Raw genomic sequence first — 13,287 nt, 5'->3', positions numbered from 1 at the left:
AAAAGGCCGGGTAAATTCCCGGCCTTTTTTAGCTGACGTGTTATTAAAGTATTTAATTACATGTGTTCAGACAGGTAATTATAGCCTTCTTCCCCGACATATTCATAAGGCATATCCCAGTTTGCTCTGGCACTCATTGCAGTGTGCGGCAGACAGACAAAACGTTTTTCAGATTCCAGAAGAGCCTTGTAACAGGGATCAGCAATGACAATATCAACATCAGGAGTATTCATTTTCTGCCTGATTATGTTCTCCTCATCAGTATCGAGATCAGCTGCCCCTTTTTCAGCCATAATGCCTTTGCAACCTACTATTTCAGAAAACAATTCTTCACTTGGTACAACGGAAACAACATCAATCTCAGGAATCCCGAAGTCATAAGAAAGGCTGTGTTTTATGCCGTAGCTTAAAACAGGTTCACCAACAACGACAGCGTGTCTGTATCCGGCTCCACTTACGCGACTTTCACAGGCGTAGGTTTCCCCTTTCAAGTACTTAAAAAAACAATCCTGACCTGAACGTCCTACAGGCATACCGACAATAAATGAGGTTCCATATCTGGAGTACATTTCCTGTGCCAGTTTGATACCGCTGGTAGAGACCACCGCATTAATTGCTGCACCGGGAGCACGGCAGAAACCTTCAAGCGGATTCTCAACATAGCTGCATGGTGAAGACATAACACTTAATAATTCATAGCCCTGCTGTATCAGGCCGCGATAGAGCGGTTCAAGATGGTTCTCTTTACCTGTTGAAAGATGAATCGCACCAAGAACATTTACACCGTTCGCAACCTTGGGAGCGCTATCGTCCATAAATTTATCAGCAAGAGCCAGCAATGCTTTGGATGCGCCCTCGGGGTAAGGTTCAGACCCTGCTGTGGGAACCATAAAAACCGGAAGATTCGTCCGGGCTTCAATGGTGTGGGCAAAACCTTTAAGATCGGTACCTATTATCTCAGAGATAGGGGTCCCTGAAAGGGCAACAAATTTTCTATCCAGTTGTTTCGCTGTCTGAACAATGTTGTTTATGAACTTGTCGTCATTGCCTAGAATGACATCCATTTCCAACAGTCCGGCTCCGACAACTGTTGCCGGGCCTCGATACCAGCGAGGTTCATCTTCAATATTTATGTGCCATGCTCCACCGGCGGGACCATATACAACGATAAGACCGTCAAAGTCATAAAGGGCTGAACTGGCTCCAAAGTAGCCTGTGGCCAGCGGGAGCAGGTGATGATATTCTTTCATGAAAAATCCTTATATTTACATTCCGGTTTTATTCAAAAAGCAGGGATTATCAGATAAGAAAGTCATGCTCGTATATCCAGTCATAATTTCTGACAGGATTATTCATGGCTTCCATAGTCTGCTCCAGCATCCAGATTGTAGCTTCATAACCGTAAGCCTGCTCCTGATAACGCGAAAGAGGTACGTTAACAGCCTCTTTACAATACATTCCGGCATCAACACCGTAAGCAAGCTCAATTGAATCAAAAGGATCTGTTTTGCCGCATAGAGCTGGATGGGAGGCATTATAAACCATAATCTCAGGTTTTATTTTCCTGAGGTTATCCATCAGCCCCCACTCGTAAGGTTTTATGGTGCCCCGGGCAAACAGGGTCTCAACATCAACACCATTTTCAAGAAGGCACAAAGCCAGCTCAAATGGGCTTCCGTTTATGCTGCATCCGACAGCTGTTTTTTTACCGCGGATCATCTTGAACATTTCTACGGATTTTTCACCGGCACTCTTTTCCAGTTCGTCCAGTTCAAATGAACAGCCGATTGCTCCACCTATTTTGTCATACTGCTCCCGAATACTGCTGAACCCGTATGACATAGGGGCAAAACATGACTGAATGCCCATTTCCTTTTCCATTTTACCGCAAAGACCATTAGCCAGCGGATGCATGACCACAGAAGCAGTCCCTTTGGCCATGCCGGAAAACTCATCCAGATCACGGCATAAAGGAATCTGGAGGACTTTATCTATACCTGCGCCATTAAGGACCTGATAAAGTTCACTTGATTCCGGTAAAGGCATGAATGTGCCAAGGATATTGACCACACTTTCAGAGGAGTCCCTGTCCTTATCCTTGAGGAACTCAAAAAACGAAGTGTAGGCAGAGGTGAAAGGTGATTCTTTCATCCCGATAGTAATTGGGGCCATGGCACCCAGAATAATCCGCCGGCCAGTGGACTTCTCCAGACGGCTGATGACCCCGGTAAAGTCAGTACCAAGAATATAGTCAGGGCAACCAACAATAAGAAAAACAACCTTCTCATCACGGCGGGAAATTATATCAGCAACACCGCGTTCAATATTTTCCAGATGATTGCCAAGGGTCATATCCAGCTCGGACATACACAACATATAAAAACGGTCCGTGAACCCGCGGGCATGAGCCATGAAAGCCGAATGCCTGAGACAGGCCGAGGGGCCGACCATAACCGCAATTGATTGCGGAAGGAGCAGACATGTTTCTATGACCCCCCATCCGGCAAGATTCGGGCCTACTCCTTCCAGCGGGGCAAACGGAAAGTCCGATTTTTGTTTCAGATCAGCAAGCCTGATACCTGCATTATCCAGATTCATTTCATTACACTCCTGTAATTCCAGATTTAGGCGACTTTTTTAGCCTGCTTAAAATTTAAAATGGTATCGGCAAGATCAAAAAACCTTTTCGAGGTCGGGTGTGAACTCTCTCCCTCAACTATAGTCTTTCCATCTTCTTCATAAGAATGGATTGTCGTATCCCTCGGGATAACCCCGATCACCGAAGTTCCCATTTTCCGGGCAAATTCATTGACCCTTTCTTCCTCATCATCCATATCCCGGCAGTTGAGAATAAGACCGCCAAGTTCGGCGTAATTTCTGTCAGCAAAATTTCTTAAAGCTGTAATGATGTTCTGAGCGGCCAGCAGAGCCATTTTTTCCCCGGAGGTAACTATACAGACCTTGTCTGCAAAGCCTTCACGCATGGGAACAGCTATCCCTCCACAGACGATATCAGCCAAAATATCGTAGAGCACCACATCAGGTTTGTATTTTTCATAAGCTCCCTTCTCCTCCAGCATTTCAAAAGCTGTGAGCATTCCCCGGCCGAAACATCCGACACCGGGAGTAGGTCCGCCGACTTCAAGACAGGCCACATTGCCGAACCCACGGCTGATGACTTCATCCAGATTTTCGGGCATGCCGTGCTCCTGCATATACTGTAAAATAGGAGGCGGAGGCGTTCCCCCAAGCAGATTGATCGTAGAGTCTGTTTTCGGGTCGCATCCCAATTGCATGACATTGTATCCCTTTACTCCCAACGCGGCTGAGATACCCGAAGTAACCGTAGATTTCCCAATACCGCCTTTGCCGTAAATAGCGACTTTGATCAAAGCTGTTCTCCTTGAATTTTTAATGAATGACCTTTTCCTTCACCCTCTGTTCTGCCGGCCCGCTTTAACAACTTTCGCGCTTCTTCAACGGAAACATATCTTTTGCGGGTGGTTATCTGAAATTCATATTCAACTTTATCTTTTTTACTTTCGGGAAAAGGATTGCAGTTGGGCATAAGGACATTGGCCCCGCCAAGGGTCAAAGCCTGATACTGCCCGTTCTCAGGATTCATTGTCGCAACGGTATTGGCTGCGGCCATGTGCGTATTTCCGGTCACAATTCTGGTCAGGGCAAAGACTTTCAGCAGCATTTTTTCAGCAGCAACTGGTTCATTTTTCAAAGGAGTCTGAGCGTGAGGAATAAAAGGACCGACATTAACCATATCAGGTTGAAAATCCTGAAAAAACATAATGTCATCACAGAGGTCATCCACGGTCTGCCCGGGAAGCCCGACAATATTTCCAACTCCGGTCTGAAACCCGACCTTGCGCAGTGTTTCTATCTGTTTGAGGCGGTCTGCGAGCTTAAGTCCTGAACGCATATAGGAATAAAGCTCCGGGTTCATGGTTTCATGCTTCATCAGATAACGCTCTGCCCCGGCAGACCTTAGAGCTTCAAACTCATCCTGTGAGCGTTCACCAAGACTCAAAGTCACAGCCATATCTGTTTTTTCACGAATGGTTTCAATTATGCTGCAAAAATCTTTTAAGCTGTAATAACGGTCTTCCCCGGACTGGAGAACCACGGTTTTCAAACCGTAATCAGCAACGGAGTATGCGGCGTTTAAAATTGTCTCTTTATCCATTCTGAACCGTTTGCAGGATTTGTTTGCAACGGAGAGGCCGCAATACAGATCATTACGCACGCAATAATTGGAAAAATGGATTACCCCCCTTAACTGAACTTCATTACCTACATTTTGCAGCCTGACTTCTTCGGCCCTTTCAAAAAGGGCCTGCTCATTTCCCTCAGTACACAAAGCCTCTAATATTTCGCTGCGATTCATCACTGCTATCCTGACTTGCTAAATTATTTGGGAACAGCCATTGAAGTTATGCCGTTATCAGCATTTTCAAAAACCAGATGACAGATATTACATGGGTCCAGCTCATGGATGGTTCGTAAAATCTCCAATGGATAATCAGTATCGTAAACCTTCAAGCCGGATAAAATGTTCTCCATAGGTCCGGGTTCTCCTGTTGAATCTTTCGGTGAAAAATTCCAGAGAGAGGGTATGAGATATTTATGTTCGGCGATCTGACTGTTTTCGACCCTGATTGAATGGACAAGCATCCCTCTTGAAACTTCAGTCGCGGTTGTGGCTTCACCGGAAGCTGGCAAGCTCCATTCCGAAATGAAAGCTTTCTCATATTCAGGCAGCACGGCAATGCGCTCTACAGCTTCAATTATTTCCTGTGACAACACAGCTGTTTCAAGTCCTCTGGCAACAAGGCGCCCTAAAGTAGAGTTAAGTAATGCGGGCTTTATTTCAAAATTATGCAGCAGTCTCTCACAAGCGGCTTTCCGCTCTGCATCACCAAAGGTCCATAGATTAATGATCCTTGATAATGGTCCGGCTTCGCAGGATTCACCTTTATAACGGGGGGCGGACAACCATGAAAAATTACTTGCCGGCCACTTGAAGGTAGGACCGAGCAGCAGAGGATTCAGCCTATAGCGAAATTGATCCGAGATATCCCAGTGCGGTTCCAGCTCTTCCGAAATGGAATAATTCAACCGCAGGGAATTAAAATTTTCCTGCACATTTTCGCGACACTTATGGAAATCATGGAATCCACCGGAATACAAAAGTTCCGAGGAGTATGAAGAATTAAAATCGTTACTGCTGATGAATGAATTTCCACTGCCGATGGAGTAGCTCTCACGATATGCCGAAGCCAGCAGTTCAAGATCAGGGAGGAAAATTATGTTTATGAATTCAGCACACTCTTCCAGATAACTTTTAAGCTGCCGGAGCTTTTTCTCGTCCAGTTTTAAATTAGGTGAGACTCCACCAACCTGATAAGCCATGTAAGAGTTCGAGTCACAGCCAAGCAGTTTAAGAGATTTCTTTATAACCGACTGAATCTTAAGCGACTTAAGGGAATGCGCATAAAGCATAAGGTGTAATTCTGCGGCACCCCTGTATTCAGGATGCCCTGCCGGAGCCAGATCGCCCCTTTCACGAATCATTTTTTTAAGGTTGCTGCGGGCTTCATCATAAAAAACTCCATCAAACCCGCTTGCGGCAAAACGATATGTACTTTGAGGATAAGCAAGAGCAGCAGTCTTTAAATCAACCCAGTCTGTTAAATTGAACTGATAAAAATGAAGCAGATGTTCCTGAAGGATTCGGATTGACTGAACAATTTTACGTATCAGGCCGGCTTTTTCAGGAGGTACTGTTCCGGTCAACTGTTCAATAGTCCTGACAACAGCCAGAGAATGACCATCGTTGCAGAGACTGTTCACCCGCTGAGTAAATGCGGGTCTGTTTCTTTCATCAACCCGCCCATTTAGCAACCATTCAACATCCCTGATAATACGTCCGGTGCTCCAGGCCTCTTCAACCCGGCCCCCGGCAATACGGGCTCTTATGACAAAAGCGTTTCCCATACAGGAAACCTCACTTGCCGGCCCTAACCCCATAGAAAAGCCGCTTATTGCTTCATTGCATATATTTTGTTCGAACATGGCTGCCTTAAAAGTCATAAGCCGCAACTCTGGCTTTATGCTTATGTAAACAATTAAGGGGAAGACAGGCGATCAGATGTGCGGAGAATGCGAGTGGGCAGACGTAAGACATCACGTTCGCCCTTAGGGTCAGGAAACCCCTTCCCGCAGGAGATTACGATAACAACAGTGCTTAAGTAGACAAAAACATGTTACTTGTCAATAAATGATAACACTTAATGCAAAACATTTTTTTAAAAATATGATTTATACTTGATAAAAAAACCGCTCCCACAGGACCTATTCTGGTCCCAAAGGAGCGGTTTTGATTCGTATTCAAGCCGCTTTAACGGTCAGGGTAACTATTTATTTTTTTAGAGCAGCAAGCCGGTCAGTAATACTGGAAGATTCAGCACTTCCGCCGGAAGCGCGTTTGAGAGCTGCTTCGATTCTGCTGTTTTCTTTTTCAGCTTTGGTCGGGGCAAGAAGTTTTGTCTTCATGTTCAGGGCCTCAGCTTTGGTGTTTGCCTTGTCAGCCTCACGGCGCATAGCATCAAGAGCAGATCCCAATTTATCAGTATCTTCTTTGAATCCTGCAAGTTTTGCAGTTTGATCAGCACGGTCATTTGCGCGCTCTTCACGAATTTTAGCACGCTTCATGTCCCGTTTGGCCTGATCAAGGGACTTCTTAGCTGTTTTCAGTTTATCCGCGGCAATTTTAGCCAGCTCTTCAAGTTCTTCCATAAAGGCTTTGGCTTCGTCAGCTTCTTCCTTTTCACGCGTAACATCAGGAGCCATTTCTTCAAGCTCAGTAACAAGCTCATTTAAAGCTGTTGAGATTTCAGCTTTTTCAGCTTCGTCAGTGCTGCTCTCCATATCTTTCTGGAGGATTTCTGCTGCCTGAAGCCTCTTATTATATAAAGATTGTGCTTCGTCAGCTTCACGCTGTTCTTTCGTATAGGCAGCACGGGCTTCAGCAACGTCACGAGTAATTTTATCAAGCCGCTCTGACATGCTTTCAATCTCAGCAGCAGAGGCTCCATCAGGATCCCAGGCCGCAACTTTTTCCATTATATTCTTGCCGATATCATTTGCTTTAACTTTGCCGAAGTTTTTAAAAAATCCCATAAATCCCATGGTATTCTCCGTTTTATTAGTAAATCATTTTGATTCCTGCGGGTTCAATTTCAATCCCGAGAAAAACATTCACACACGCTTCATCACTGGACTCTTCCATATCCAGCAAGGCATATTCCGCGATATCATTATCTTCATTTACCCACCGTCCATAAAGCATGAGCTGATGGGTAATTTGCATTATTCGTGATTCATCCTGTGCTGAACGCAAAAACTCTTTCCACTCAAGGGGCTTAACCCTGAATTGGCTGTCTTCTCCCCATACTCTTAAATAAGAGGGAGGGATAGAATCAGGAAAATCTTCTTCCTTGAGTGAAAATTCATTCAACCCGATATAGCCATCAGCTTCAGCCAGCCAGAAATCCCACTCGTCTTCATCTGTCGGGTATATTTCATCGATAGTTCTAAAAAGCCGAATTTCAGCAATATTTCCATCTTCTTCAACTATCTGAAGCATTGCTTCTTTTGAAGAATCAACTGATTCCAGATAAATACGATAAACATTCGCATTATCATATTTAATCTGTCCGTAAGCAATAACAATAAGTTCTTTTCCCGGAGATTCAAGCTGAAGTGGAATTTCCCCTTTTCTTCCCAAGAGAAAGGAAGTCTGTTCGATTTGAATTTTTCCGCCTATATGGATTCCAAGGGGGAGTTTGTTTTCAGGTTCATTTTCAACCTTACCACCAAACATCTTATAAATAGGTTCAGTCTTATTTTTAGCTACATTACGCAGCATGCGCCATGTACTCATAATTACCTCAAATTTTGCCCATTGATACGACGGAGCATCATCGGCTTTGCCTGAATTATACCAAAGCTTAACGTATCCATAACTGGGGCACCATATTTATGCACCCATTCGCTACGCACAACCAGAATGGCTTTAACGGCAAGGGTTTCAACTTTATTAGTCCCCCAGAGCATACCGCGTTGCAGATTGGGATATGTACCCTCAGGAATATCAACAAAATGATAAATGGTATTCCCGTTTGAATCTTTGGCGTCATTAAAATCCCAATCGTCCACTGGAACCAGTTTGAGGTTATCACTTCTGGCGGCAAGAGCATCAGCAGATTTAATCAGCTCGGAATTAAGGCTTGCTACAAAGATCATAGCCGCATTTGGATTCGAGTTGACCCGTTTAAGAGCTTCCGCATAGGACAGATTTTCTGTTTTGATACGGCTGTATTTTTCATCCTGATAGCAGAACCCTTTCCATGTCAGCGATGTACCGGAATTCTTGGGACCAATATACAAAATATTATCTGAATCAATATCCTTTACGCTATCAATTCCTGATTTCCGGTTAACAATCATCTGCACAACTTCAGGAAAAATTTCTGCCTGTTCGGAAAATAATCTTTTATTGGGGAATTGTTTCAGATAAATATCAAAGGCATCTGACTGGACCATTGCAGCATCCACTGCGCCAGTAAGTAAAAGGCGGAGATTCTCCATAGAACCTGCGGTATTTACTGTTTTTATGTCAATATTAGGTACGAATTCTTTAACAATATCAGCGAAAGCCTGATAGTTCCCTAATTTTGAAGCTGTAGCCCAGCGCAGAACAGGTTTCTCTTTATTTTTTGCTGCAATTACATCCGCAGATAAAGCGACTTCTGCCGGGACATCATCCGGAAGATAACCCGGATCACGAGGTCCGCTGAATCCGGCAACTTCCCTGTCCAGACCATTCAGCTCTGCTCTAAGCTCCGCATTATCCCTTGCAAGGGACTCGGCTTCTCTATGCCATTCCTGATATCCGGGATCATTTGCATGGTGGTAGGCAGAATAAGCATAATCTCTGCGATTATAATTATCTAAAATCATCCACCAGAACATGGCATCCCACATACCGAATGAAGGTCTGGAATAATACGCCCAGTTGGGAGCTCTCCAGTCGTGGTTGATATAGTAATGGTTACGATTTTCATAGTAATCGTCATATCCGGCCTTGGAGCGGGGTCTTGCTTCCTGATAAATTTTGCTTTTTTTGTAGTTATTGGAAGGCTTGGAAGCCGGCTTACTGAACTTTGAATTTTGTGCTTTATATGCGGCTAAAGACGATTTAGAGGTCCGCTTGTTGTTAGACTTTGAAATACCGGTATCAAAACTGCTTCTTCTATTAAAATTCTGGGTATTACGATTTTTTGAAGATTTGGAATAACCGGAGCTGGATTTTTGTGTCGCAGTGTTTGCGGGGCTTTTCTTGCCGTAACCAGCAGAACTTTTCTGGCTGGAAGTCCCACTATAGCTTTTTTTGGAATAGCCGGAGCTGGACTTTTGTGAGGTAGTTTTTGCGGGACTTTTTTTGCTGTAGCCGGCAGAATTTTTCTGGCTGGAAGTTCCGCTATAACTTTTTTTGGAATAACCGGAACTGGACTTTGCTTTTGACTGGGACGAGCCGAAAATTCCACCGCCGCTGCGTTTTCCCCACAATGATTTGGAACTTTTGCTATAAGATGAATGGGAGGAACTATAAGAGCGGGAACTATAGGAACGGGACCGGCTGGAACGACGTGCTTCCGCACTGTCTGCAAACCCACTGGCCAGAACAGCCATGGCAAGCAGAAGAATAATTATTATTATTTTGTTCCGTGTGAACATGATATCTCCTTATTTAAACAGCTGCATGTAAACAAAGCTGTGCATTAAACTCAACTGAAATTCCTATTCAAAGCATATCACGTAATCAGCTCTGCCGATTGCATGGTAAAAAGCACTAAAATAGAAAACCAGATATCCGCTGGACCATAAAATTTCATCTACGATCCTGACAACATTTATTCTTACAGATGCCCAGCTATAACTATATCAATTATCAACAGCAAGGGTGTGTTAAAATTAAATATTATTTACTGACAATCCCACTACAATTAGACAGCCGCAAAAGACTCTACAATACTCTGAATTATTTTTTCAGCTTAATAAAAAAACCGCTCCCACAGGACCTATTCTGATCCCAAAGAAGCGGTTTTGATGCATAATTTTATTTTCTGGTAAAATTTATCAGCTTCTAATGTCCGAGAGTCATAATGTTTAGCAAAGAGTAAAAGAATTAGAGCCCTTATGCTCCAGTGCCTAAACGTAGTTTAAAAACTTAATAAACTCATGTTGGGCGTCACATTCAAGGGCATGTCCGGCTTGATATGTTCTTTCGCCAGCATCCTGACATCATTAATATTTTTAGCAGTGCTGAAAACTGCTTGCAGTCGATGACCAAAACGAAAATTGGCCGCAAAATAAACCATGAACATCTGAAAGCGCTTGATTGCTCTGATGGGGTCGAAGTCCTCTTCCAACGCTTGAGCCATGCGTAGGACATACTCCTGAAAAACATTCTCGTCAGGTGTGTCCCCTGCTAGCCATTGCGCAAAAAGCCAGGGCTTGGCTATAGCCATACGCCCTACTGAAACACCGCTGCATCCTGTTGTATCCAGCATATCCTGACAGTGCTGCGGGGTTGTTACATTACCATTGCCAAAAACTGGAATGGAAACAGCTTCTTTGATTGAACGGATATGATCGATAATAGGTGGGCGGGTGCGCTTATCCGGCGCAACTCGAGGATGAAAAACAAGGCAGTCAACTCCTGCGGCCTCAAGTCTTTTAGCTAAAGCGACAGCAGGGGCAATATCTCTGGACCATCCTGTACGAAATTTTACAAAAACCGGTATGGAAACAGCCTTCCGCACAGCCTCTGCCAATTTCACAGCTTTGTCAGGTGTCTTCAACAAGGCAGCTCCGGCCTCGCGCTTAATCATTCCACGCGCCGAGCAGCCCATGTTGATATCCACACCGAAAAATCCTTCTCTCTGCACACGCTTTGCAGCAATCACCAGTTCCTCTGCGGAACTTCCGGCCAGTTGGCAGACAAGACTGGGCAACTCTTCTTCCTGCCACTTGAATACCGGTGAAACACGCGGATTCTCAGTCGGCACAGCCTTGGCGTTGCACATTTCAGTGAAGGCCAGCCCACAGGAACCATAGTGAGCAAGAACTTTTCGAAAAGCACTATGAGTTAGCCCGGCCATGGGTGACAACCACAACCGGTTGGAAATGGTTTTACCACCAATGACAATAGGAGTGTTTAACTGATCCCTCAGTCTGGAAAAATCAAAATTGATATCTTTATTCATTGAAGCAACAGGACTGGTTATTAATGTCGTTAGGTGCAGCATTGCCTATCCTGTTGTTGCCTAAGGAGCAAGAGTTCAACACGCAAAAAATACCGAATTAGGTAACAACTCTTCTGTCGTTAACCACAATATAGAGAATCCATAAAAAAACCGCCCCAGTAGAACCATATTCAGGTCTTGCAGGGGCGGCTTTGATTGGTAATTTTAATATCCGGCAGTTATTTTAGCTGCTTCTAAGTGTAGGAAACTCTTTTATCTAAAACCATTCTTTATCTTTCGATACAAAGTAGCAAGGATATCAGGAGTTAAATGAAGAAGAGTCCATACCTTCCGGGGTAATGATAAAATTTTCTTCCTCAGCTGGAGAGTCTTCAGATGAATCTGAACGTGTCGAAGCCTTGAAAGCCTGCATAGCTGTAGCAACCATTGCACTCACATTACCGGGGTCGGCAGGAAGAAGAACTGTAGTACTTTTCTGAGCAAGATTTCCAAAAGACTCTACATACTTTTTAGCCACATCCAACTGTGCCGCATCATAGCCACCTTTTCCGTTCAGCGCTTCGGCAACTTCACGGATTCCGTTTGCAGTTGCCGAGGCAACCAACTGGATGGCTTCTGCTTGTCCCTGAGCCTCATTGATACGCTTTTCCTTTTCACCTTGGGACCGGAGGACATCATCCTGTTTGGATGCTTCTGCCCGGTTGATTTTGGCCTGTTTATCTCCTTCACTCTGGGCGATTGCGGCACGTTTTTGCCGTTCTGCGGTAACTTGTTTTTCCATCGCCTGCTTGATACTTTCAGGAGGTATGATATCTTTTATCTCATAGCGCAAAACCTTAATACCCCATTCCGATGCGGCTTCATCAATAGCCTCTACTACTTGAGTATTAATAGCTACCCGCTCTTCAAAGGTTTTATCCAAAGCAAGCTTACCTATACATGACCTTAGAGAGGTTTGAGCCAGCTGAGATGCAGCATACCTATAATTATCTATTCCATAGGCCGCTTTACGGCTATCTACAACCTGCACAAAGATAAGACCATCTACACGCACTCCGACATTATCAGATGTAATGCAGTCTTGAGGATTAGTGTCTACAGCCTCCTCTTTAAGACTGAATTGATAAGCAACCTTATCTACAAACGGAATGGTAAAATGGAAGCCGGCTCCTAGTGTGGTTTGGTATTTACCAAGTCGTTCAACTATATATTCTCTTTTTTGAGGAACAATTCTAATTGAACCTTTTAAAATATATATAACTAGAATCAGCAGAGCGATGTTAATAAGAGATGATGTCGTAAAAAGATTGTAATAAATATAATCAAACATACTTAGCCTTAAACTTAATTGGTTGAGGTTACGATAAAACAGGCCTTATTATCCTTGTCCACATCTACAATTTTGACCTGTTCATCTTTTTTGAAAGACTGACCATCCAGGGATTTAGCATCCCAAAATGATCCCCTAAATTTTATCCTGCCTATGCCGATTTCCGGAATATCTTTATGAACAACAGCAAAGGAGTTAATTTTATCCTGAATATCCAAGCCACTTTGCTCTTTTTCTCCTGAAACATTAATCTTTTTTTTCAAAATGTTTCTAAAAAAGACGAGTGAAAGTACGGACACTACGATGAATATCAGGATTTGTTCCGGCACACTGACCCGAACAATGAAAGTAATGGCAGAGACCAGCGCTGCCCCTATCGCAAAGAAGATTAGGACAATACCGGGCGCCTGCAACTCCAGACCGGCCATTACAATCATAACCGCGAGCCATGTTTGCCAAGCGGAAATTTCCATTTGATTTAGTTATTTCCTTTATTCTGATTTTGGAACCAAATTTAAGTATTACCTTCTAAAAGGATATAGATTTACCCCTTCAGTAAAGCACCTTTCATTTCTGACATATGGATACGCGCCTTGAGTCTTACTCTCCTGT

General features: G+C 43.9%; 11 protein-coding genes. All 11 read right to left on the bottom strand.

Features of this window, described 5'->3' with window-relative positions; translation table 11 throughout:
* Positions 1 to 56 precede the first annotated feature (56 nt).
* Positions 57 to 1,250 carry a nitrogenase component 1 gene (locus G496_RS0111010; RefSeq protein WP_027179340.1) on the bottom strand — a complete coding sequence of 398 codons (1,194 nt, stop codon included), beginning with the start codon at positions 1,248 to 1,250 and terminating at the stop codon, positions 57 to 59.
* Between the two features lie 49 nt (positions 1,251 to 1,299).
* A complete protein-coding gene (locus tag G496_RS0111005; RefSeq protein WP_027179339.1) occupies positions 1,300 to 2,598 on the bottom strand; it encodes a nitrogenase component 1 in 1,299 nt (432 codons plus the stop codon).
* Positions 2,599 to 2,624: 26 nt separating this feature from the next.
* Entirely contained in the window at positions 2,625 to 3,392 is a 768-nt protein-coding gene (locus tag G496_RS0111000; RefSeq protein ID WP_027179338.1) for a nucleotide-binding protein, read from the bottom strand.
* Positions 3,389 to 4,399: a [FeFe] hydrogenase H-cluster radical SAM maturase HydE gene (gene hydE / locus G496_RS0110995; protein WP_027179337.1), complete on the bottom strand. Its 1,011-nt coding sequence runs from the start codon at positions 4,397 to 4,399 to the stop codon at positions 3,389 to 3,391. The genes G496_RS0111000 and hydE overlap by 4 nt, the downstream gene beginning before the upstream one ends.
* A gap of 23 nt (positions 4,400 to 4,422) precedes the next feature.
* On the bottom strand, positions 4,423 to 6,105 hold the full coding sequence (locus G496_RS0110990) for a nickel-dependent hydrogenase large subunit (RefSeq protein WP_027179336.1): 1,683 nt from the start codon (positions 6,103 to 6,105) through the stop codon (positions 4,423 to 4,425).
* 327 nt (positions 6,106 to 6,432) lie between these two features.
* On the bottom strand, positions 6,433 to 7,194 hold the full coding sequence (locus tag G496_RS0110985) for a coiled-coil domain-containing protein (protein WP_034633076.1): 762 nt from the start codon (positions 7,192 to 7,194) through the stop codon (positions 6,433 to 6,435).
* Positions 7,195 to 7,219: 25 nt separating this feature from the next.
* Positions 7,220 to 7,957: a DUF2491 family protein gene (locus tag G496_RS0110980; RefSeq protein ID WP_027179334.1), complete on the bottom strand. Its 738-nt coding sequence runs from the start codon at positions 7,955 to 7,957 to the stop codon at positions 7,220 to 7,222.
* 2 nt (positions 7,958 to 7,959) lie between these two features.
* Positions 7,960 to 9,813, bottom strand: a complete 1,854-nt coding sequence (locus G496_RS0110975) for a TAXI family TRAP transporter solute-binding subunit (RefSeq protein WP_027179333.1) — start codon at positions 9,811 to 9,813, stop codon at positions 7,960 to 7,962.
* A 485-nt stretch (positions 9,814 to 10,298) separates the two neighbouring features.
* The gene (locus tag G496_RS0110970) at positions 10,299 to 11,387 is read right to left on the bottom strand and encodes a tRNA dihydrouridine synthase (protein WP_245577903.1); all 1,089 of its coding nucleotides are present in this window, start codon (positions 11,385 to 11,387) and stop codon (positions 10,299 to 10,301) included.
* Positions 11,388 to 11,643: 256 nt separating this feature from the next.
* Positions 11,644 to 12,675, bottom strand: coding sequence for an SPFH domain-containing protein (locus G496_RS19450; RefSeq protein ID WP_084407546.1), 1,032 nt, complete (start codon positions 12,673 to 12,675; stop codon positions 11,644 to 11,646).
* A 14-nt stretch (positions 12,676 to 12,689) separates the two neighbouring features.
* Positions 12,690 to 13,148 carry an NfeD family protein gene (locus G496_RS19445; RefSeq protein WP_051294986.1) on the bottom strand — a complete coding sequence of 153 codons (459 nt, stop codon included), beginning with the start codon at positions 13,146 to 13,148 and terminating at the stop codon, positions 12,690 to 12,692.
* Positions 13,149 to 13,287 lie beyond the last annotated feature (139 nt).

Origin of the sequence: Maridesulfovibrio bastinii DSM 16055 (assembly GCF_000429985.1) — a bacterium.
Taxonomy (GTDB): Bacteria; Desulfobacterota; Desulfovibrionia; order Desulfovibrionales; family Desulfovibrionaceae; genus Maridesulfovibrio; species Maridesulfovibrio bastinii.
The sequence above is the reverse complement of the archived record's forward strand: the minus strand, read 5'-3'. Positions and strand labels throughout refer to the sequence as shown.